Origin of the sequence: Pseudozobellia sp. WGM2 (genome assembly GCF_017810075.1) — a bacterium.
In the GTDB taxonomy this organism is placed as follows: domain Bacteria; phylum Bacteroidota; class Bacteroidia; order Flavobacteriales; family Flavobacteriaceae; genus JADNYK01.
The window spans coordinates 224576-246314 of the sequence record NZ_JADNYK010000005.1 but is presented as its reverse complement, the minus strand read 5'-3'; the positions used below and the strand labels follow the sequence as shown (position 1 = coordinate 246314).

General features: G+C 38.9%; 20 protein-coding genes and 1 pseudogene. 11 read left to right on the top strand and 10 right to left on the bottom strand.

Annotated features, from left to right (window positions below; translation table 11 throughout):
- Window positions 1–38: 38 nt before the first annotated feature.
- Window positions 39–1856, bottom strand: a complete 1818-nt coding sequence (locus IV512_RS13715; RefSeq protein ID WP_245224822.1) for a T9SS type B sorting domain-containing protein — start codon at window positions 1854–1856, stop codon at window positions 39–41.
- A 196-nt stretch (window positions 1857–2052) separates the two neighbouring features.
- Here IV512_RS13715 and folE point away from each other — a divergent pair, with 196 nt between their 5' ends.
- The 7 genes from folE (at window position 2053) to IV512_RS13680 (ending at window position 7881) form a co-directional block, all read left to right on the top strand.
- The gene (gene folE / locus IV512_RS13710) at window positions 2053–2733 is read left to right on the top strand and encodes a GTP cyclohydrolase I FolE (protein ID WP_209404310.1); all 681 of its coding nucleotides are present in this window, start codon (window positions 2053–2055) and stop codon (window positions 2731–2733) included.
- 16 nt (window positions 2734–2749) lie between these two features.
- Window positions 2750–4231: a cysteine--tRNA ligase gene (gene cysS / locus IV512_RS13705; RefSeq protein ID WP_209404308.1), complete on the top strand. Its 1482-nt coding sequence runs from the start codon at window positions 2750–2752 to the stop codon at window positions 4229–4231.
- A gap of 50 nt (window positions 4232–4281) precedes the next feature.
- Entirely contained in the window at window positions 4282–4503 is a 222-nt protein-coding gene (gene yidD, locus IV512_RS13700; RefSeq protein ID WP_100869343.1) for a membrane protein insertion efficiency factor YidD, read from the top strand.
- Between the two features lie 127 nt (window positions 4504–4630).
- Window positions 4631–5587, top strand: a complete 957-nt coding sequence (gene lgt, locus IV512_RS13695) for a prolipoprotein diacylglyceryl transferase (protein ID WP_209404306.1) — start codon at window positions 4631–4633, stop codon at window positions 5585–5587.
- A gap of 47 nt (window positions 5588–5634) precedes the next feature.
- Window positions 5635–6123, top strand: a complete 489-nt coding sequence (locus IV512_RS13690) for a DUF192 domain-containing protein (protein ID WP_209404304.1) — start codon at window positions 5635–5637, stop codon at window positions 6121–6123.
- 4 nt (window positions 6124–6127) lie between these two features.
- Window positions 6128–6649, top strand: a complete 522-nt coding sequence (locus IV512_RS13685; protein WP_209404302.1) for a GNAT family N-acetyltransferase — start codon at window positions 6128–6130, stop codon at window positions 6647–6649.
- A complete protein-coding gene (locus tag IV512_RS13680; protein ID WP_209404300.1) occupies window positions 6646–7881 on the top strand; it encodes an ATP-binding cassette domain-containing protein in 1236 nt (411 codons plus the stop codon). Before IV512_RS13685 ends, IV512_RS13680 begins: the two co-directional genes overlap by 4 nt.
- 83 nt (window positions 7882–7964) lie before the next feature.
- On the opposite strand, the gene secDF is transcribed toward IV512_RS13680, so the two are convergent.
- The 3 genes from secDF to IV512_RS13665 form a co-directional block, all read right to left on the bottom strand.
- Window positions 7965–10940, bottom strand: a complete 2976-nt coding sequence (secDF, locus tag IV512_RS13675) for a protein translocase subunit SecDF (protein ID WP_209404298.1) — start codon at window positions 10938–10940, stop codon at window positions 7965–7967.
- A gap of 109 nt (window positions 10941–11049) precedes the next feature.
- On the bottom strand, window positions 11050–11667 hold the full coding sequence (locus IV512_RS13670; RefSeq protein WP_209404296.1) for a hypothetical protein: 618 nt from the start codon (window positions 11665–11667) through the stop codon (window positions 11050–11052).
- Window positions 11668–11806: 139 nt separating this feature from the next.
- Window positions 11807–12733, bottom strand: coding sequence for a malate dehydrogenase (locus IV512_RS13665; RefSeq protein ID WP_209404294.1), 927 nt, complete (start codon window positions 12731–12733; stop codon window positions 11807–11809).
- A gap of 320 nt (window positions 12734–13053) precedes the next feature.
- Between IV512_RS13665 and IV512_RS13660 the strand changes: the two genes are divergently transcribed.
- Window positions 13054–13428, top strand: a complete 375-nt coding sequence (locus tag IV512_RS13660; protein WP_209404292.1) for a hypothetical protein — start codon at window positions 13054–13056, stop codon at window positions 13426–13428.
- A 76-nt stretch (window positions 13429–13504) separates the two neighbouring features.
- On the opposite strand, the gene gyrB is transcribed toward IV512_RS13660, so the two are convergent.
- Window positions 13505–15460 carry a DNA topoisomerase (ATP-hydrolyzing) subunit B gene (gene gyrB, locus IV512_RS13655; protein WP_209404290.1) on the bottom strand — a complete coding sequence of 652 codons (1956 nt, stop codon included), beginning with the start codon at window positions 15458–15460 and terminating at the stop codon, window positions 13505–13507.
- A 264-nt stretch (window positions 15461–15724) separates the two neighbouring features.
- A complete protein-coding gene (asnB, locus tag IV512_RS13650) occupies window positions 15725–17395 on the bottom strand; it encodes an asparagine synthase B (RefSeq protein WP_209404289.1) in 1671 nt (556 codons plus the stop codon).
- A 240-nt stretch (window positions 17396–17635) separates the two neighbouring features.
- Between asnB and IV512_RS13645 the strand changes: the two genes are divergently transcribed.
- Entirely contained in the window at window positions 17636–18184 is a 549-nt protein-coding gene (locus IV512_RS13645) for a DUF2911 domain-containing protein (RefSeq protein WP_209404287.1), read from the top strand.
- A gap of 139 nt (window positions 18185–18323) precedes the next feature.
- Here the strand turns inward: IV512_RS13645 and IV512_RS13635 are convergent.
- The 4 genes and pseudogenes from IV512_RS13635 to IV512_RS13620 all read right to left on the bottom strand — a co-directional run bounded on the left by IV512_RS13635 (window position 18324) and on the right by IV512_RS13620 (window position 20682).
- Window positions 18324–18857: pseudogene (locus tag IV512_RS13635) on the bottom strand (amidohydrolase family protein).
- 101 nt (window positions 18858–18958) lie between these two features.
- Window positions 18959–19183 (bottom strand): hypothetical protein, encoded by a 225-nt coding sequence (locus IV512_RS13630; protein WP_209404281.1) that lies wholly within the window; start codon window positions 19181–19183, stop codon window positions 18959–18961.
- Window positions 19184–19435: 252 nt separating this feature from the next.
- Window positions 19436–19822 (bottom strand): hypothetical protein, encoded by a 387-nt coding sequence (locus IV512_RS13625; RefSeq protein WP_209404279.1) that lies wholly within the window; start codon window positions 19820–19822, stop codon window positions 19436–19438.
- A gap of 95 nt (window positions 19823–19917) precedes the next feature.
- Entirely contained in the window at window positions 19918–20682 is a 765-nt protein-coding gene (locus IV512_RS13620) for an NYN domain-containing protein (RefSeq protein WP_209404278.1), read from the bottom strand.
- 159 nt (window positions 20683–20841) lie between these two features.
- Here IV512_RS13620 and IV512_RS13615 point away from each other — a divergent pair, with 159 nt between their 5' ends.
- Both IV512_RS13615 and IV512_RS13610 read left to right on the top strand, forming a co-directional pair.
- A complete protein-coding gene (locus tag IV512_RS13615; protein ID WP_209404276.1) occupies window positions 20842–21486 on the top strand; it encodes a DUF2975 domain-containing protein in 645 nt (214 codons plus the stop codon).
- A 9-nt stretch (window positions 21487–21495) separates the two neighbouring features.
- Window positions 21496–21702: a helix-turn-helix transcriptional regulator gene (locus tag IV512_RS13610; RefSeq protein ID WP_209404274.1), complete on the top strand. Its 207-nt coding sequence runs from the start codon at window positions 21496–21498 to the stop codon at window positions 21700–21702.
- Window positions 21703–21739 lie beyond the last annotated feature (37 nt).

The window sequence follows — 21739 nt, the reverse complement described above, 5'->3', positions numbered from 1 at the left end:
TAAATTCTTATTAAAAAACGGCCCTATGAGAAAACGGTTTATCGCTTGAGTGCAAAATGATTATTAATGTATTTGGCCGTAACGGTCTGACCATTTACATCGGTATAGGTCAGTTTGAACCAGTAATCCGTTTCCGGCAATGGTTTGCCATTAATAGAACCATCCCACCCTTGGCTAGTAGAATTTAGCTGAGCAAGAAGTTTACCGAAACGGTCATAGATATGAACGATGGGCGATTCTAAAGTTTCGATACCTTCGATATGCCAAAAATCATTGGATCCATCGGAGTTTGGTGTAAAGAACTTCGGAAAACCAACTACTATAACATCTTCACTTACGGCCCCACAGCCATTTGGGTCGTTGACCGTAACCGTATGCAAACCAGGCTGCACCTGATAAAACTTATTCCCTTCTTGATAAGGATGGTCATCTAATTGAAATTCAACGCCCCCTGCATCACCAGTAAAAACAGTTATCGTATTGTTATTCTGAATGTCGTCAATTTGAATATCTACAATTTGGGGTGGCCTTGAGTTCGTAACAGTAATGGTTCTAGAGTCACTACAACTTAACCCTGATTGGGTATTGGTAACTTCCAAAGTATACTTCCCCTCTTGGGCAACTATAATGGTGGGAGTTGTTTCTCCGTTATCCCAAGAATATGAAAAGTTTGAATCAGGTTGGTCTTCGCCTATAGTTACGCCACCATCCTCTTGACACAAATAGATATCCGTAGAAAAATCTAACTCAGGGGTCATTAAGTTGATAAGCTGAAAACTTTGGGACACATCAAAACATTTTGGATTATCGATAGAAGTAACCCTGACATATATAGTTTGAGAACCTGAACCGGCATCATATTCTTTGGGTAAAACATTTTCAGCATTTACGGCGTCAGATTGTGATAGATAATAACTGACCAAAAAATTGTCATTACTCTGACTACCCAAGGCTTCGTCATCTTTCTGTCCGAGATTATACACGTCAAGTCCAGTGCAAGAAGCGTCATCTGAAACTGCATTCGTCACCGGCCTGGTAGAGAAATATACTTGTACATCGCTGTATATATTACCCAAAGCCCTAACCACTTCTACTCGATAGAATGCCGAATTGGTAACTTGCAAAGTGCTATTATTTTCACCAATAATCGGATCGAAACCCGCTCCGGAATCTATAAACCAGTTGTAAGCTATTGCATCAGATGTGACGGCATCTAACACAATATTATCACCCTCACAAGCAGAAATTGGCGGACCTAAAAGATTATTGATAATAGAACAGTCAAGAGCGTCGAAAGGGTTGGTGACAAAAATATGACCTGAAAATTGAATGCTAAATCCAGAATTATTATTACTAAAGTTGTTAATCAGCAAATAATAATCTTCTCCAGGTTCTACTTGCAACCAATCTTCATACTGCACATTCGAATTATTTCCCGAAGGATCTTCCCCTACTCCGACAAAAGCATTTTCATCTTGGTTATCGAAAAAATTACAGCGTACAGGCTCTCCCAAATTATTACAGTCATCTGTTCTGTAAAGTGCAAAATCCCAATCTTCATTGGTATCAATCCCAATGTTAAAGCCTAGCTGGCCCGAAGCGCCTGTTCGAAAACGGTACCATGCTGAATTTGACTCTATAGTTCCTTCAAGGGTCTGCTCTAAACAACCGCTAGTACCCAATCCGTTGAAATCATCTTCACCAAAACCGTTGGTTCCACCATTTACCGGTGTATCGTTACAAATAGGAATCGCATTGACACAATCAGGTGATACCTGCGCTATGACCGACGATATTCCGTAGATCAGCAAAAAAAACAATAGTAGTTTATTTCTATACATTAGTAGGTTCAACATTGGGTAAAGTAAATTTACGGCGCAAGAAACCTTAACACCAATTTATGTTGTGTACTACGGCATAATAGGTCGTAAAGTGCCATATAATGTATATCTTTGCCCCTCGTTTTGGTCAAGTTAGTGTGAAGTTGTAACCTTCTGCTTTTCTGAAGATTGCCACTTTAATATTGATTTGAACGAGAAAAGAATTGAGTAGATGAAAATTGACAGTATTTTGGAAAAGCAATTTGAAGAGATGGGAAACGACCATATTTCCGCATCTGAAGACACCCCTTTACGAAACGATGCATTTGTTTTGACCGATGAGGAAAAAATAGAGCGTATACAGGCAAACATTCGTGAAGTAATGCTAACTCTTGGCCTTGACCTTGATGATGATAGTTTGAAAGGAACCCCGAATCGGGTTGCCAAAATGTATGTAAAAGAAATTTTCGGTGGATTACACCCTGACCGAAAACCGAAATCTTCGACTTTTGACAATAAGTACAAGTATGGGGAGATGTTAGTTGAAAAAAACATCACTCTTTATTCTACCTGTGAGCACCATTTATTGCCCATCGTCGGCAAGGCACATATCGCTTATATCTCCAGCGGAAACGTAGTCGGATTATCAAAGATGAACCGTATCGTTGATTATTACGCCAAACGACCACAAGTTCAAGAGCGCTTGAATATTCAAATCGTTAGAGAACTTCAAAAAGTATTGGAAACCGATGATGTGGCATGCGTTATTGACGCCAAACACCTTTGTGTAAACTCACGCGGAATACGTGATATTGACAGTAGCACGGTTACCGCAGAATACGGGGGCAAATTCAAAGAAGAGTCTGTTCGTCGCGAATTTTTAGATTACATCAACCTAGATACCAACTTCTAATCGCATTTAGATATCAATGCCACTTTACGAAAGCCAGGTTTTAAAAATATACAACTCCCTTACCGGTACTAAAGAAAACTTCAAACCCATTAACGAAGGCCATATAGGCATGTATGTTTGCGGACCAACAGTCTACAGCAACGTGCACTTGGGCAATTGCCGAACCTTTATGTCTTTTGATATGATTTTCAGGTATTTAAAACATTTAGGTTTTAAGGTAAGGTATGTTCGAAATATTACCGATGCCGGGCATTTGGTAGACGATGCTGAAGATGGGGAAGATAAAATCGCGAAAAAAGCACGCTTGGAAAAGCTCGAACCTATGGAGGTCGTTCAACGCTACACCATAGACTTTCACAATATTCTTGAAAAGTTCAATTTTTTACCCCCGAGCATTGAACCGACTGCCACCGGGCACATTATCGAACAGATTGAGATCATTAAAGATATTCTCGAAAAAGGCTATGCCTATGAGGTGAACGGATCGGTCTATTTTGATGTGACCCGATTTAACGAAGACCATGAATATGGTAAGCTAAGCGGAAGAAAACTTGAAGACATGATCGCCAATACGCGTGAGCTAATGGCGCAAGACGATAAAAAGAGTCCGCAAGATTTTGCTCTCTGGAAAAAAGCGGAGCCACAGCACATTATGAGGTGGCCTTCCCCATGGGGAGATGGTTTTCCGGGTTGGCATTTGGAATGTACGGCCATGAGCACAAAATATCTAGGTGAGACCTTTGACATACATGGTGGGGGAATGGATCTTAAGTTTCCGCATCACGAATGTGAAATTGCACAGGCTGAAGCCAGTTATGGCCAGTCTCCCGTAAATTATTGGATGCATGCCAATATGCTGACGATGAACGGCAAAAAAATGGCCAAATCAACAGGCAACAATATTTTGCCGGGTGAAATTTTCACTGGTGAGAACGATATACTCAGTAAGGCTTTTACTCCTTCGGTAGTTCGATTTTTTATGATGCAAGCGCACTACACTAGCATATTAGACTTGAGTAACGATGCGCTTCTGGCTTCAGAAAAAGGATTCAATAGGTTGATGGAGTCCTTCAATTTGCTAAAGGATTTAGATACAGCCGGTACAAGCGATTTTGATGTAGAAGCATGGAAGCAGAAATGCTATGATGCAATGAACGACGATTTCAATACGCCCATTTTAATAGCGCATCTTTTTGACGCGGTTAAGCACATCAACTTAATTAAAGAAGGTAAAGAACAGATATCGGCTACGGACAAAACATCGCTTGAAAATGCTTTGAATGCCTTTATATTTGAAATTCTAGGCCTAGAACAAGGTGCCGCAAACGGAAAAGACACTGAAAAGCTTTCAGGTGTGGTAGAATTATTAATCAATTTACGAAAGGAAGCTCGAGACAATAAAGATTTTGCCACTTCAGATAAAATTCGTGACCAATTGGCCGAGATGGGTATTCAACTGAAAGATGGCAAAGAAGGCACCACTTTTAGCATACAATAAATTGTTCATGATTTATAGGGCAAAAATCCTATTTTTTTAAATTTAAAAAGGTGAAAAAGATTCTGATAGCTCCCTTCATACTTTTGATCAGGTTTTATCAGTTGGTCATTTCACCCTACACCCCGGCTGCCTGTCGATATTCGCCAACTTGTTCTCACTATACTTTAGAAGCTTTAAGAAAACATGGGCTTTTCAAAGGGGGCTGGCTTTCAATCAAACGAATATTCAGCTGCAACCCTTGGGGAGGAAAAGGGTACGACCCCGTACCATGAAATTTATTTTGGCAGAATATTAAATTTAAAAAACTCGAAAAACGACAAATCAAGTTATTACATAAAATTCGAAACTTTACTTAAGCCCTAAGCGAAATTCTTATCTTAGCCCTATAAAATCCAATACATGCACTATTTAGGTATTATCTGGAATCCGAATGAAACCCTCTTCTCTTTAGGTCCGCTCCAAATTAAATATTACAATCTTTTATGGATTACCGCTTTTGGTCTTGGGTGGTTTTTAATGAAGAAGATTTTTACCAATGAGAAAAAAACGGTGGAACAACTCGATTCATTATTCATTCATACCGTTTTGGCAACAATGCTAGGTGCTCGATTGGGTCATGTTTTCTTTTATGATTGGCCTTATTATAAGAATCACTTATTGGAAATTCTTTTGCCCATTAGAGAGAGGGCCCATGGTACACTATTTGGCTTTATCAACGGTTATGAGTTTACGGGCTTTACCGGGCTAGCAAGTCATGGTGCGATTATTGGCGTATTGATCGGCACTTATTTATATGCCAAAAAATACCCTGACATGAAACCTCTTTGGTTATTAGACCGAATGGTAATTCCGTTCGCTATAGGTGCATTTTGTGTTCGATTGGGTAACTTTTTCAACTCTGAAATCAACGGTAAGGTTACCGATGAATCTTTCGTTTTTGCAACGAAGTTCATAAGAGATTCCGACGATTTGCACCCTTCCCAAGCCTTGGGCATTACTAAAGAAAAAACAGTTAACGCAGCATATGATGCCATTGAAAACAATCCACAATTTTCTGAATATTTAGCTCAGATTCCCTACCGGCACCCAGCCCAATTGTACGAAGGTATAGCTTATATCTTTGTTTTTGCAATACTCTATTTTCTCTATTGGAAAACCGACAAAAAGAACAGAACCGGTTATCTGTTCGGCGTATTCTTAGTATTACTGTGGACGATACGTTTCTTTGTTGAGTTCGTAAAGAAAAGCCAAGGCGGTTTTGAAGAGTCGCTAGGCTTACTTTCTACCGGCCAATGGTTGAGTATTCCATTTATTATAATCGGTCTTTATTTCATGTTTAAACCTCAAAAAGGGTAAATAAGAATCGACCCAAAATAGAATTGTTGTCAAGTACAAATATCATTATGAAGCTTCTGAACACACTTCTTACAATTTTCTTTATAGCACTGATTACCTGGTCTTGTAAAGACGAACCAAAAAGAGTCGTTAAAAAAGCAGAAGTCGCTTTTAAGAAAGAAGGTGAACTAAGAATACTTAGGGCCAACTCCGATTCTCTATTGACTAAATTAAATATTGAGATTGCAGATTCGGAGTATGAAACGCAGACAGGCCTAATGTATCGCAGCAGCATGGATGCTAATCAAGGTATGCTTTTCGTTTTTACTGATGTGGCGATGCATTCTTTTTACATGAAAAATACCGAGTTCCCCTTAGATCTCATTTTTATTAAAGAAGACTTGACCATAGGTAGTTTTCAAGAAAATGCACAACCTCTAAATGAATCTAGCCTTTCATCTAAAATACCTGTTCAATACGTTCTTGAAGTAAACTCAGGTCTCGTAGCCCAATGGGGACTTAAAATCGGAGATCGTATCGATTACGAAAAACTTTAATATTTTGACTAGTTTATTGCTGGAAGACCAAGAAACGGAGCGTCTATTGTTTCGAAAAGTGTTGAAATCAGACTTTGAAGACTGGCTTCCGTTTCATGAAGATAAACGCACTTCTCAATATTGGGAAGGTCTACCAGAAAATCCATATTTAGCCTGTCAACAACAGTTTGATCGAATCTTCGAACGTTATGAAAAAGGTTTGGGCGGAATGAACGCACTCATATCAAAAGCTAACAATAAGTTAGTAGGATTAAGCGGCCTTCTGGTTCAAAAGGTAGACCATCAAGAAGAATTGGAAATTGCCTATTCCCTATTACCTACCTACTGGGGTAAAGGTTTTGCCAAGGAAGCTGCACAAAGGTGCAAAGCGTACGTAAGTGAGCAGCAGTTGTCAGAGACAATGATTTCAATCATTCAAATACACAATACACCTTCACAAAAAGTTGCATCATCCTTGGGCATGCACATAGATAATACCACCACCTACAGCAATAACAAAGTTTACATCTATAGAATACATTTATGAGCAAAAAACACTGGGCAATTTTTATTGATAATACATCTAATAAGAATCAGCTTATAGATACCTTACTGCAAGGTAAAGCAGGTTTAAACTTTAATGTATTCAATAATTCTAAAGGTGGATTGTACGCCAAGAAAGTATTAGATAAATATATTGACGAAGAAGACCGACACGACACTAGAATTATTGATACCAACAAAGATCAATCTTTAAAATCAATGTCTAGCGGAGAACAAAAAAAAGCCTTGCTCAACCATTTGCTGAAATCAAATTTAGATTTTCTGATTCTAGATAACCCCTTTGATAATATTGATATTGAAAGCCAAGAAAGGCTACAAAGTTTATTACTTGACGCATCAGAAAAAATAAGTATTGTTCAGCTCATCAGTAGAAAGGTCGACCTTTTACCATTTATCGAAAACTTTGCTTCATTAGAGGATTCAAACCTTATTTTTTACAAAAACAAATCCGAAGCGTTAGAAACCAATTTAAACAGTGTTTTTGATGGTGAGATTCCCCAGCCTGAAAAAAGTTATGAAATTAAAGATGATGTGCTTATTCGCTTAGATGGAGTCGAAGTAAAATATGGAAAAAAGCCTATTCTGAACCATATTCAATGGACTATTAAAAAGGGAGAGTTTTGGGAGTTGCGTGGGAATAATGGTAGTGGAAAAACCACTATATTATCAATGATAACAGGCGATAACCCAAAAGGCTATGGTCAAGAACTTTTTATCTTTGGCCATAAAAAAGGAAGCGGAGAAAGTGTTTGGGAAATCAAAAAACTTATAGGATATTTCACCCCTTCGATTACCGATAAATTTACGGGCTATCATTCTGTAGAGCATATGATTATTTCGGGGCTTACCGATTCTATCGGGCTCTATGTTAGGCCTACCGAAGTACAATTACGCCTAGCCAAAGAATGGCTGAAACTCATTGATCTTTGGGATGTTAAAGACAAATTATTTCATGATTTGACTATGGGTCAAAAACGATTGATAATGTGCGCTAGGGCCATGATCAAACATCCTCCTTTATTGATACTCGATGAACCCACGGCAGGGCTTGATGATGCAAGTGCAATGTTGTTCGTATCCCTTGTTAATAAATTCGCTAAAGAAAGTACGACCACAACGGTATTCGTATCACACAGAAAAGAACCTGGCTTAAAGCCTGATTACATTTACAGGCTTGATATGAGTAAAAACGGTTCAACAGGAAGAGTACTATAACCACCCGCTAACACCTTCTATACAAAGAAAGCCACTTTTAAAGTGGCTTTCTGTAATTTATAATATGAGTTTACTTTCTTCACCTAAGACTCTTCAGCAGGTACTTTTTCACCAGACTTCAGACTCTTGTTCAATGTATCGTACATAACAGGCGTTGCAATGAACAATGATGAGTATGTACCCACGATAATACCGATTATCATTGCGAACATAAAACCTCTCAGCGATTCGCCGCCAAAGACAAATATCGCCAATAATACCACCAATGTTGTCATCGAAGTATTTAAGGTTCTACTTAGCGTACTGTTCAATGCCAAATTGATATTGGCTCCGCCTCTCCATCCTTTCTCTCCGATAATCTCACGAATACGGTCGAATACGACCACGGTATCATTTAGCGAGTAACCAATAACGGTAAGTATAGCCGCAATAAAGGCTTGGTCGATTTCCATGTTAAAAGGCATAATCGTACCGAATAAAGAGAAAATTCCCAATACAATCATAACGTCATGAAAAACAGCTGCAACCGCACCAAGCGAGAATTGCCACTTTTGAAAACGTAAAAGAATATATAAGAAAACAACCGCTAGAGAACCAATAATGGCCAAGAATGCATTATTCTTAATATCATCGGCTATCGTGGGACCTACCTTGGTAGACTGCATAATACCTATTTGATCTTCTTCGCTAATCGATATAAATTCTTGTTTGCTCATACCATCTGGCAGGTATTTTTGCAAAGAAGTATAAAGCTTATCTTGAATCTCGTTATCGACTTCTAACCCTTCGACATCCACTTTATACGGAGTGGTAATCTTAATCTGGTTGTCTTCCCCAAAAGTCTTCACATTGGTACCGCTTCCAAATACATCATTAAGTTCAGAAGCAATTTCAGAAGAATTTACAGGTTGTTCAAATCTAACTTGATACGAACGCCCCCCAACAAAATCAACACCCTCTTGAAGTCCGTTAGTGAGTAAAGAGAATACCCCAATCCCGACCAAAACGGCAGAAAAAATATACGCGAACTTACGCTTCGATAAGAAGTCGATATTTATATTCTGAAAGAGATTTTTGGTAATGCCGGTCGAAAAATCCAATCTTCTTGTCTTACCACTCAAATACCAATCTACTAAAAGTCGGGTAATGAATATTGCAGTAAACAATGAAGTAACAATACCAATAATTAATGTGGTCGCGAAACCTTTAATTGGCCCAGACCCAAAAATAAACAGAATGATTGCCGTTAACCCGGTGGTGATATTCGCATCTAAAATCGAAGAGAGGGCATTACTGAAACCATCGGCGACGGCCTGTGATTTGCCTTTACCTTTTGCTATTTCTTCTTTAATACGTTCAAAAATAAGTACGTTCGCATCCACCGACATACCAATCGTAAGTACAATACCGGCTATACCAGGAAGCGTAAGTACGGCACCTAAACTGGTCAAGACACCAAAAATCAAAAGAATGTTCAAAAGCAATGCGATGTCTGCAAATACCCCAGCTCTACCGTAGTAAAATATCATCCAAATTAACACGAAAGCCATGGCTATCATGAAAGACTTAAAACCGCTATCAATAGCCTCTTGACCCAAAGACGGGCCTACGATGGTCGCTTGAATGATTTCAGCAGATGCCGGTAGTTTACCCGCACGTAAAACGTTAGCAATATCCTTGGTTTCGTTCACGGTAAAATCTCCCGTAATTTCTGAACGCCCTCCAGATATAGGCCCTGAAGAAACTCCAGGTGCAGTATAAACCTTATTATCTAAAACAATAGCAATACCGGTTCTATTATTGTAGGCGTCGCCTGTTAGCTCTTCCCACTCTTTGGCACCCTTGGTGTTCATGGTCATAGAAACCGCGGGCTTACCACCCAAATCAAAATCGTCTCTTGCATCACTGACCACATCTCCACTAATTCTAGGGGTGGCATCACGATTAGATTTAAGTGCAAACAGCTCTACTATTTCAGAATCTTCTGAAGGTCTCTCCCACAAAAACTTCACAAACTGCATGTTTGCCGGTAGTAATCGGCGAATCTCTTTCATCTTTAAGTAAGAACTGATCTCAGCAGTATCTTTTACGGCAGCTACACCAACAGCATAACTAGGTGCACCCAATTGAAATTTATCGAATAACGGGTTGCGCTGACCTGCCAGGTCCAAAGAATCTTGTGAAACATCCGATAATAAAGAATCTAATTCTGACTCTTCTTTAACAGGCTCTTCAACCTCATCGGCTTCAATTAGGGTTTTCAGTTTCTCGTTCGCTTGAAAAAAGAAACCTTGCAGTTCAGGATTATTCGGAACATAGGTTTCCCAAAACTCCAATTGTGCAGTACTGGATAATAAATCTTGTGCTCTGGCTATATCTCTAGCACCGGGCAATTCGACCAAAATACGCCCAGAATTACCTTCACGCTGAATGTTAGGCTGAGTAACACCAAAACCATCGATACGCTCACGCAGTACCTCAAAAGCAGACACAATCGATTCATCTATCTTTCTACGGATGATGGGCTTAACCTCATCATCGCTCATTTGAAAATTGATTTCGTCACTTAAGCTCTTATTGGCAAATATATCAGGCGACGCTAATTTGGTTTCGCCTTTGATATCATCCCAAGCTTCAAAGAAAAGTTCGACATAGGTGTTATCACTATTCTTAGAAGCCGAGTCAGCATCAGCTAGAGCTTTGTTGAAAACAGGGTTTTTAGTATTGTTGGCCAATCCTTTCAAAATATCCTTAACGGAAATCTGTAGAGTTACATTGATACCACCTTTAAGGTCAAGACCCTTATTCAGCTCTTTCTTCTTAGCCTCATTGTAGTTCGTATAACCAAGAATAGAGTTATCACCAATTGAGTCAAGGTATTGTGCTTCTAATGTTTCGCGTTTCGCTATATATCCTTCTTCAGACTCTGAAATGCGGTTTACCGCAAATGCTTCAGCATCATTTTCAGCCTTGTTGGTGATAAAAGTGTAGGATAATTGATAAATACTTACCAGCCCGAACAATAGGGCGAAAAGTTTTATAAGTCCTTTATTTTGCATTTTGCTAGTTATTTAATTTGTGTTGATTACGATTTGTGAAGTTTAAAACCCAAGGCAAATCACATTTGCATAAAGTAATTATGCCCTTAGGGGTATCTTTTAATAGAAATTAGCTATTTCCATATTCATAAGGGCCTGCCCTTACTTCAGGAATGTTTTGTGAAGTTCTGTCAATTGCAAGAGCAATATTTCTATTAATCTTATACGCTAGATCTAGGTTAGCGCTTAGCTCGACGCCTATAGCTTGGTTAATCAGTAGAACTATCGGATTACCAAGTAAATTATCTTTATGCTTTTGAGGGGAAACAAGCGTTCCATTAAAGGTGAAACCACTATCGACTTGTTGATGAAGGTCAGATACGACCAATTTATACTTTTCCGGAAGTTGTTCTTTAGGGTAATCGGAAGGAAACTCTTCTTCATCAGCTAATGTGAACTGATTTTCCTCCGAGAGAAATTTCTTAACGCTATCTGCATCAACGTCACTATAATAACGAATACTTAATTGCTTGGCGTCATTTTCTATGATTTCGATAGCATCGACACCTAAGACTTGGAGCTTCTCGGTAATAACCGCCAAAACCTCATCATGAACAGTTTCAGAAGCTAGTTCTACACCTTCAAATTGTAAAGAAATTTGTTGGTTAGAAGCCTTCTTTTGCTCTTGACTTAAGCCCAATAGGGCTAGAATAATACATAAAGTACTTACGCACCATTTCGCATTCATGCGGCAAATATAAAAAGAAAAATATGCTAGGTAGTATATTTTCTACAATATATGTATCTGAAGCTTATCTCTTCTTACACCAAGAAACCCTTTGTAGTTCAGCTACAAAGGGTTTCTCAAATGTATATAAGTATAAAAATTACAACTCTAAAAGACCATTTGTTTTTGACACACCTTCTGCACTTTCTTGCATTTTCGCTTTTTCGGCATCACTCAGTGGAATATCAACAATTTTCTCGATCCCATCTTTACCCAAAATAACTGGCACACCGATACAAATATCATTTAAATCGTACTCACCTTCAAGAAGTGTAGAGCACGGGAAAATTTTCTTTTGATCGCAAGCTATGGCTTGAACTAAACCAGATACGGCCGCACCAGGTGCATACCATGCACTGGTACCTAAAAGCTTTGTTAGTATAGCACCACCCACTTTAGTATCTTCGGCGACTTGTTGCAATCTATCTTCGCTCAAGAATTCGGAAACCCTAATACTATTTCTTGTCGCATGTGAAGTCAAGGGTACCATACCCACATCACTATGACCGCCGATAACCATACCATCTACATCTGAAATGGGTGCTTCAAGAGCCTCGGCCAAACGGTATTTAAAACGAGCACTATCAAGAGCCCCGCCCATACCTATAATTTTATTTTTTGGCAAGTTAGTGGTCTTATGAACCAAATACGTCATAGTGTCCATAGGATTACTAACAACGATCATGGTCACATTCGGAGAATGCTCGATTAAACTAGCAGAAACAGATTTTACGATACCTGCGTTGATGCCTATCAACTCTTCCCGGGTCATTCCAGGTTTTCTAGGGATTCCAGAAGTAATAACAGCTATATCACTATTGGCCGTTTGCGAATAATCGTTGGTAACCCCTGTAATCTTGGTATCAAAACCATTTAAAGAAGCGGTCTGCATCAAGTCCATCGCCTTGCCTTCTGCATAACCCTCTTTAATATCTAATAAAACTACTTCTGAAGCAAAATTCTTAATGGCAATGTATTCTGCACAACTTGCGCCTACTGCCCCTGCACCTACTACGGTAACTTTCATGTGTACTTATTTAATGATTAGTTAAAAATCCTCTATTTCCCCCGAAAAAACCCAAAAAAAATATGGTTTTAGGGCTGCAAACCCCCATTTTTCAAAGGATTTCAAAAATAAACAATCTTACTATAATAGTATTGTAAAAGGAAGCTAAATACACAAAAAAATAAATTTTGAGAATATCGACGAACTACATCCTTGTTAAAAAAATATGCGGTTTAACGAAGATAAAAGACAATTAGCGTCGTACATCGAATTTTAGCAATACCAATTGAAATATGACCGTTCTAAATTCATTAAACCCCGAATCAAAAAAACCTACAGTAATGAAAAAGCTCTTTTCATTTTTAGCCATAGTGGCGATTATTCTGGTCAGTAACTGCTCCAGAATACCTGAAAACAATGATGAAGTGATTGGCATATGGTCTGATATAGAACTTAAATCATCAAGCTCAACAGCAAAAGAAGAAACTCTAAGACAAGAGTGGATTTTTAATGATGCCTATTTAGGCAGATACCACGAAAAAAATAACGGTACGATTACTTTCAAAACAGACTTTGAATGGAGCGTAGATAATGACACCTACACTCTTTCATACCCTGGCACCGATATGCCTGACCTTATCGTATCTATGAAATCATCGGCAAATGGCGCTACCCTCACCGATGCACAAGGTAATATTTTAGCAGTACGAGAGTAAATTTCACTAGGTTCAAATACGCAAAAAAGCCGCAGTCGTTATGACTACGGCTTTTTATTTTTTCGAAAATATCCGTTTAAACGTCAATATTAGCGTAAACAGCATTCTTCTCGATAAATTCTCTTCTAGGTGGTACTTCATCACCCATTAACATAGAAAATACACGATCTGTCTCAGTAGCATTGTCTATAGTAATTTGACGAAGTGTTCTAAACTCAGGATTCATAGTAGTGTCCCAAAGTTGCTCAGCGTTCATTTCACCAAGACCCTTGTAACGTTGAATACCAACCCCTCCACTATAGCTTTCAGCGATTTCATCTCGCTCTTTATCAGACCATGCATAACGTTTCTTGGTACCCTTCTTAACCAAGTATAAAGGTGGAGTAGCAATATAAACATGACCTCCTTCGATTAGTTCGCGCATATAACGGAAAAAGAAGGTGAGAATCAAAGTTTCAATGTGACTACCATCGACATCGGCATCACACATAATCACCACCTTGTGATATCGAAGCTTTTCTAAGTTCAGAGCCTTACTATCTTCTTCTGTACCAATGGTCACCCCAAGGGCCGTATAGATATTCTTGATCTCTTCATTTTCAAAAACCTTGTGTTGCATCGCTTTCTCGACATTCAAGATTTTTCCTCGTAAAGGTAAAATAGCCTGAAACTTTCTGTCTCGACCCATCTTGGCCGTACCACCTGCCGAATCACCCTCTACCAAAAACACTTCGCATTGTGCAGGATCCTGTTCAGAGCAATCGGAAAGCTTGCCAGGTAGACCGCCGATACTCATCACGGTCTTACGCTGTACCATTTCACGAGCTTTGGTAGCCGCATGACGTGCTTGGGCAGCGAGTATAACCTTTTGTACGATGACCTTGGCATCGTCAGGGTTCTCCTCTAAATAATCGGTCAGCATTTCTGAAACTGCTTGACTTACCGCAGAAGAAACCTCTCGGTTACCTAATTTAGTTTTTGTTTGCCCTTCAAACTGAGGTTCTGCTACTTTTACAGATACAATGGCCGTAAGACCCTCTCTAAAATCATCTCCTTGAACCTCAAATTTCAACTTCTCCAACATTCCGGAGGCATCAGCATATTTCTTGAGCGTAGTGGTCAGACCTCTTCTAAACCCAGATAGATGGGTACCTCCCTCGTGAGTATTGATATTGTTGACGTAAGAATGTAAATTTTCGGTATAACTGGTATTATACACCATCGCGACCTCAACAGGAATACCATTTTTCTCGCCTTCCATAGCGATTACATTCTGGATCAAAGGCTCACGCGTTCCATCTAAGAATTTAACAAACTCGCTGAGGCCTTCATCTGAATAAAAAGTTTCGGATAGAAACTCTCCCTTATCATCTTTCTGCCTCTTGTCAGTTATACTTATAGTCACCCCTTTGTTCAAAAAAGAAAGCTCACGCATTCTATTTGCCAAGGTCTCATAACTATATTCTATTGTTTGCTGAAAAATTTGATCATCAGGATGAAAGGTTACCATTGTACCCCTTTCTTCTGTATCACCAACACTTTTGACAGGATACATCGCCTTACCCCTCTCATATTCCTGTTCCCAAATTTTACCGTCTCTATATACGGTAGCCTTTAGATTATCGGACAAAGCATTGACTACGGAAACCCCAACACCATGGAGTCCACCAGAAACTTTATAGGAGTCTTTATCAAACTTACCACCAGCACCGATTTTGGTCATTACCACCTCAAGGGCAGAAATACCTTCCTTTTTATGCAGATCAACAGGAATACCCCTACCATTGTCACGAGTGGTAATCGAGTTGTCTTCATTTATAATAACACTAATAGCGTCACAATGGCCGCCCATGGCCTCATCTATGGAGTTGTCTACGACCTCGTAGACCAAATGGTGCAAACCTCTCACACCCACATCACCGATATACATCGAGGGGCGCATGCGAACATGTTCCATACCCTCAAGGGCCTGAATACTATCCGCTGAATATTGTTTTTTATTTTCGTCTTTGCTATTCGCTTCTTCGCTCATAAAATTAACAGGTTGTTAGACTTAATTTTTGGCAATCTCGCAAATATACGCAATACCCCATGAAATATAGGGTTTTGACACATTATTAACCTCTAAGTTATCAACAATATTTGTGGAAAATTATCCCTGTAAAGTTTACCTTCTAAATCAACACCAATGCCTCCAAAAGAAAGTAAAGGCAAGTTGGCTTACTCTATCAATTAAACCAACAAACCCTTTCACGAATCGTGAAAGGGTTTGTATAAATATATAGATTAAATTAACTTATTTCTCATAGGCATCGGTATGCACCTTTGCCACGGCCCTACCTGATGGATCGTTCATGTTCTTGAACGCTTCATCCCATTCTAAGGCTATTTGTGTGCTACAGGCCACTGAGGCTTCTTGAGGAACACATAAGGCTGCTGCATCGGAAGGAAAATGAGATTCAAATATAGAACGGTAATAGAACTCTTCTTTTGATGTTGGTGTCTGTAACGGGAAGCGGAACTTGGCATTTGCCAATTGTTCATCGCTAACTTCAGTATTGACCACTTCTTTGAGGGTATCGATCCAACTATAACCCACTCCATCAGAGAATTGCTCTTTTTGCCTCCAGGCCACACTTTCTGGAAGATAGTCTTCGAAAGCCTTTCTGACCACCCATTTTTCCATACGCTCGCCATTGATCATTTTATCTTGTGGGTTGATGCGCATAGCTACATCCATAAATTCTTTATCCAAGAATGGTACGCGACCCTCGATACCCCAAGAAGCCAAAGATTTGTTGGCTCTTAAACAGTCATACATGTGTAATTTACTCAGCTTTCGTACGGTTTCTTCGTGAAACTCTTGGGCATTGGGCGCCTTATGAAAGTAAAGATAACCTCCGAAAAGCTCATCTGCTCCCTCACCTGAAAGCACCATTTTAATACCCATAGATTTGATTACACGAGCCATAAGGTACATAGGAGTAGAAGCTCGTATTGTCGTAATATCATAGGTCTCAAGATTGTAAATCACATCTTTGATGGCATCTAAGCCTTCTTGAATGGTGAACTTGATTTCATGGTGTACGGTTCCGATATGATCCGCCACCTTTTGCGCCGCTGCCAAATCAGGCGAACCCTCCAACCCTACCGAGAAGGAATGCAATTGCGGCCACCAGGCATCTTTAGTGTCGCCAGTCTCAACTCTCTTTTGCGCATATTTCTTGGCAATTGCCGAGGTTACCGAAGAATCCAACCCCCCAGAAAGAAGAACTCCATAAGGCACGTCAGACATTAATTGACGGTGCACTGCTGCTTCTAAAGCATCTTTAATTTCTTGAATGCTGGTTTCGTTGTCCTTTACCGCATCATATTCCATCCAATCTCTAGAATACCATCTTTTGAACTCCCCTTCATCACTATGGTAATAATGCCCTGGAGGAAAAAGTTCAATTTTCGAACAAGTGCCTTCTAAAGCCTTCAATTCCGAAGCTACGTAAAAAGTTCCGTTTTGATCCCATCCGATATACAACGGAATAATACCCATATGGTCTCGAGCGATGAAATAAGTGTCTTTTTCAGCATCATAGATTGTGAAACCAAAAATACCGTTCATCTCATCTAAAAATTCCGGACCCTTTTCTTGGTATAAGGCAAGGATAACTTCACAATCCGATTCCGTTTTAAAGTTATAAGTACCCTCAAACTGTTTTCTAAGTTCTCTGTGATTATAAATTTCACCATTTGCGGCTAAAACAAGCTTTCCATCATCACTGAACAAGGGTTGTTTACCGGAAGCCGGGTCGACAATAGCCAATCGCTCATGAGCTAAAATAGCTTTATCATCGGCATAGATTCCACTCCAATCCGGACCACGATGTCTAACTTTCTTAGACATTTCTAGCAACTGAGGTCTTAGAACATCTGAACTCTCTTTTAAATCAAAGGCACATACAATTCCACACATATCAATCTATATTATTTGTAATTTGAAAGCAAAGATGACCCTAATCTTTCAATTTAAAAACACAATTACTTTATTCATTTCATATTGAAATAAAATACACACTTATTGCATAAAAATATAATTTTTGTTCTTTTATCGGATTAAAAATCGTTCGTTCTGTAAGAAGCATTAATTTTAACGACTCTTTAGCTAAGAATAAATTGAATACTAATTAGTTTTATTGATTACAAATTGACGATTATGAAAAAAGTATCTCTTATTGCATTTATGGCCATTGCCATGATTATTACTACCGAAGCCACAGCTCAAAAATTTAGCGGCTTAGACAAAAGCCCTATGGATATGGCTTCTTACCCAACCGACTACAAAGTGGCGAACAAATCTGTGCGTGTTATCTATAGCAGACCTCAACTTAAAGGAAGGTCTTTATCAGAACTGGCTCCTGCCGGAGAGGTTTGGAGAACAGGTGCAAATGAAGCTCCGGAAATTGAATTTTATACCGACGCAACTGTTGGTGGTAAACCGATAAAAGCTGGAACTTATTCTTTATTCACTATTCCTGGCGAGAGCGAATGGACCGTAGTTCTTAACAAAAAACTGAACCAATGGGGCTCGTATTCATACGATGAAAGTGCAGATGCTTTGAGAGTAAGTGTACCTAGCAAAGCCGATAGCAGCTCTCTTGAAGAGTTTTCTATTGCATTTAAAGAAGTTGAAAATGGCGCTCATATGGTTATGGGATGGGAAAAAACGCGTGTAGCTGTACCCATCACTTTTTCCAAGATGTAAAACTTCCTGAAACCTATAATAAAAAACCGAAGTGATCACTTCGGTTTTTTTTATTCATTACACTCTATTTTAGCTCAATATAGGCCTATCTCGCAATTCCATCAATATAGGTTTCTCTACTTTTATACTAGGTATTTTTTCAAGTTGACACACTCATAATACCTTCATCAAGAATAGCGATATCTTCAGACTCGCCTACCTCAATACTTCCCTTCTCACCTTCTTCAAAATTGGAATAAGCTACCCAAATAGTCACGCCCCTTAAAGCTTCTTCACGAGATAATGCCTCGTTCATTTAAAAACCTCCATCAGGATGCCTTTCTAAATCCTGTCTTGACACAGCTGCGTAAAAAGTTAGAAACGAACTAACTTTCTCCACCGGAAAATCAGTGCCCAAAACCACTAACCCTGCCTTATCTAAAAGCGATTTATAGGCGTAAGCACCCTTGATCCGTTTATCGCCCAATCTATCTTCGATCAAGTACATGTCGCTCGTAGCATGGGTCGGCTGTATCGAGGGTATAATACCCTGTTCAAAAAAATTGAAATCAATTTCATCAATTACCTGAGCGTGTTCAATTTTCCAACGTCTATCGGTTTTTCCTGAAAGTGCATCTTGATAGGGTCTTAAAAAAACCGCATTGGCAGAGTCAGCAATGGCATGTGTATTCATTTGAAAGTCAGAGCGTTATAACTCTCTTGCTAAACTATACATGGTGTTAACAGGCGTGGCCATTGCACCATAATGGTTATACATATTTGAATATTCTTGTTTCACCGCATTTCCTCCAGAAGCGAAAGCGGTATCTTTATATCTATAACCCAACGTACGTTCAACAGCTTCGTCTTTACAGTGCCTTGTTCTATAAAATAATCGACCTCTTTTGTGCAATTGCCGACCATGGCATAATCACGAATAGACAACTCACCTGCTCTTTGCAAGCGATTGATCAACTCAATTGTAGAGCGATCAACACAGGCATCATTGACAATTGTCAATACATCTTTTTTTCGGCATCTTTTAATGTCTCAATACGTGTATTCAAGTTGAGTTCAGGAATTACGGCATCTACCAATTGCATCGAGTTATCGACCAATATTCCGATCAATCCCATAGGTCCAACAATAATTTCGCCACCAGCCACTTTCGTATTCTCATCAAGTCCCTTTCTCGAAAGAACTATTTAAGATATAAAACATCTATCTCAACTAATGAGATACGCAAGTTCTTGAGAATTATTGATGAAAATATTATTGAGGCTTGACGCGATTTCCCTGAATGCTATAGGACCCTTGAGATGATGAACTACTACCTGAAATAGTGTCACCTTCAGCTACAAGCTTAACCGTAACCATAGTACCTTCTATTGATAAATCGAAACTGACCTTGTTACCCTCCACACTTACATTTGAACCTTTGAGAGCACCACCAGCCAATTGCACCTCGATACCATACACGTCATCTTCACTAAATATAGATATGAGTCCTGTGCTATACTCAGGCGGCGCACTGTCAACAGTATATTTCCACACCCCATCGACGTTATTAACTATTTCTTGGGGATTATTGAAACTCTGTAAATTCACCGACACCAATTCTGAAGCCTGTAAGGCGGTATAAGAGGGCAGTAAAATCATCAAGCCTAAAAAAACGAGTACCTACTATTATTTTTCATCTTATAAACAGTTTTATTGTTACTAAAGATAAGTTTTTCTTCCATAAAAAATGAAGCTCATTTTTTAGATCGAGAAGACCTGACATCCTTTATTTTTACATAAATTAACTTTTTACGGCCTTTATTATCTTCACGGCGGTCTACTTCAATTTTATCGATCGAACTGATCAAAGGGGTCAATTTCTGAAAGCCATAATTACGAGAATCGAAATTGGGCTGCTTTTTCTGCAAAAGGCTGCCCACATCACCCAAAAAAGCCCAACCATCATCATCAGCAACATCATCTATTGTTGATGTAATTAGCTTAATATCTTTTGCGGTAATTCTATCTATACTGCTTTTTTCAGTTGTTTTATTCTTGACATCATCAATTGAAACCTCATCATCGCTTTGATTCTTCAAAATCTCAATATATATGAATCGATCACAGGCAACAATAAATGGATTAGGGGTTTTCTTTTCACCAATACCGAAAACCTGCATACCGGCTTCCCGTAAACGTGTAGCCAAGCGTGTAAAGTCACTATCACTACTAACGATACAGAAACCATTGACCTTGCCCGAATACAAAATATCCATAGCATCAATAATCATTGCGGAATCTGTGGCATTTTTTCCTTGGGTATAGCCGTATTGTTGAATGGGGGTAATGGCATTTTCGAGTAGCACATTTTTCCATTTGCCCAAGCGAGGATTCGTCCAATCGCCATAGATACGCTTTATCGTGGGGTTACCGTATTTGGCAATCTCCTCCATCATTTCCTTTACGTAAGCAGAAGGTATATTGTCCCCATCTATAAGTACCGCTAAGTTCAAATCCATATTTTCTTTTGATTTACCGCAATATACGGGGATTTTTTTCAGGGCTACTATTTTACACTTGGCAATCCATCTAATGAATGCGATAACAATTATTTAACAATAATTATTCATTGTTTATCAATAATTTTTTGTTGATTTACAGTTATTAAATAACATACTATGGAAGGGGAAACAAAAGTACACGGCGGACCACTTATTGGCTATCTACTTACAATCTTTAGGATAATATTTTTCCTATTTGCAATATCCATTTTATTTTGGGCCCTGTACAGTTTTTTTGTTTTTGCAACAGATGCACCTGCCCTACACATGGAATTTCCCGTTTTATTCTCTATTGAGAATAGCCTCAAATGGCAAATTCCTCAAAATTTCGAGCCCTCTAACTTATATTTACATAATTCAATAGGATCCATCAGTGCTGATTTTTTACCTAAAAGATTTTTGGCCATTTATAGTTTAATCTCACTAGCAGCAAATTTATGCGCGCTCCTCTCAATAAAATATGTAATTCGAATTCTCGAAGCAGTACGATCGGGCAACTTTTTAATTGTGGATAATGCAAATAGACTACGGAAAATAGCTATCATAGCGATTGCACTTTTTTTGATAGACAAACTGGCCATAACCTATTCTGCTTACTACTTCAGTGATAAATTAGAGTTTAACGATCTTAATTTCACCAGTATAAATATGTTTTCTTTTCAGCACTTAGAATCTGTTTTTGGAGCTCTCTTTCTCTTAATAATCGCGGAAGCTTTTCGTATAGGTGCCCAATTGAAGAAAGAAAATGACCTTACCATATAAATACATCACATGTCGATAATTGTAAACCTTGATGTAATGCTAGCCACTCGAAAAATGTCGTTGACCGAGCTTTCTGAGAAAGTGGGAATTACCATGTCTAATCTTTCCATTTTAAAACAAGGCAAGGCCAAGGCAATTCGGTTTAGCACCCTAGAGGTCATTTGCGAAGTACTCGAATGCCAACCTGGTGATATTTTAGAATACAGACAATATTAGCAAGCTCGTAATTTCAGTTATAGGTTATTTGACTTAA

Excerpts from the sequence above, each read along its gene's own strand:
- IV512_RS13715 (WP_245224822.1), bottom strand. The coding sequence starts at position 1,856 with ATGTTGAACCTACTAATGTATAGAAATAAACTACTATTGTTTTTTTTG.
- folE (WP_209404310.1), top strand. The coding sequence starts at position 2,053 with ATGAAAATTGACAGTATTTTGGAAAAGCAATTTGAAGAGATGGGAAAC.
- cysS (WP_209404308.1), top strand. The coding sequence starts at position 2,750 with ATGCCACTTTACGAAAGCCAGGTTTTAAAAATATACAACTCCCTTACC.
- lgt (WP_209404306.1), top strand. The coding sequence starts at position 4,631 with ATGCACTATTTAGGTATTATCTGGAATCCGAATGAAACCCTCTTCTCT.
- IV512_RS13690 (WP_209404304.1), top strand. The coding sequence starts at position 5,635 with ATGAAGCTTCTGAACACACTTCTTACAATTTTCTTTATAGCACTGATT.
- IV512_RS13680 (WP_209404300.1), top strand. The coding sequence starts at position 6,646 with ATGAGCAAAAAACACTGGGCAATTTTTATTGATAATACATCTAATAAG.
- secDF (WP_209404298.1), bottom strand. The coding sequence starts at position 10,940 with ATGCAAAATAAAGGACTTATAAAACTTTTCGCCCTATTGTTCGGGCTG.
- IV512_RS13670 (WP_209404296.1), bottom strand. The coding sequence starts at position 11,667 with ATGAATGCGAAATGGTGCGTAAGTACTTTATGTATTATTCTAGCCCTA.
- IV512_RS13665 (WP_209404294.1), bottom strand. The coding sequence starts at position 12,733 with ATGAAAGTTACCGTAGTAGGTGCAGGGGCAGTAGGCGCAAGTTGTGCA.
- IV512_RS13660 (WP_209404292.1), top strand. The coding sequence starts at position 13,054 with ATGAAAAAGCTCTTTTCATTTTTAGCCATAGTGGCGATTATTCTGGTC.
- gyrB (WP_209404290.1), bottom strand. The coding sequence starts at position 15,460 with ATGAGCGAAGAAGCGAATAGCAAAGACGAAAATAAAAAACAATATTCA.
- asnB (WP_209404289.1), bottom strand. The coding sequence starts at position 17,395 with ATGTGTGGAATTGTATGTGCCTTTGATTTAAAAGAGAGTTCAGATGTT.
- IV512_RS13645 (WP_209404287.1), top strand. The coding sequence starts at position 17,636 with ATGAAAAAAGTATCTCTTATTGCATTTATGGCCATTGCCATGATTATT.
- IV512_RS13625 (WP_209404279.1), bottom strand. The coding sequence starts at position 19,822 with ATGATTTTACTGCCCTCTTATACCGCCTTACAGGCTTCAGAATTGGTG.
- IV512_RS13620 (WP_209404278.1), bottom strand. The coding sequence starts at position 20,682 with ATGGATTTGAACTTAGCGGTACTTATAGATGGGGACAATATACCTTCT.
- IV512_RS13615 (WP_209404276.1), top strand. The coding sequence starts at position 20,842 with ATGGAAGGGGAAACAAAAGTACACGGCGGACCACTTATTGGCTATCTA.
- IV512_RS13610 (WP_209404274.1), top strand. The coding sequence starts at position 21,496 with ATGTCGATAATTGTAAACCTTGATGTAATGCTAGCCACTCGAAAAATG.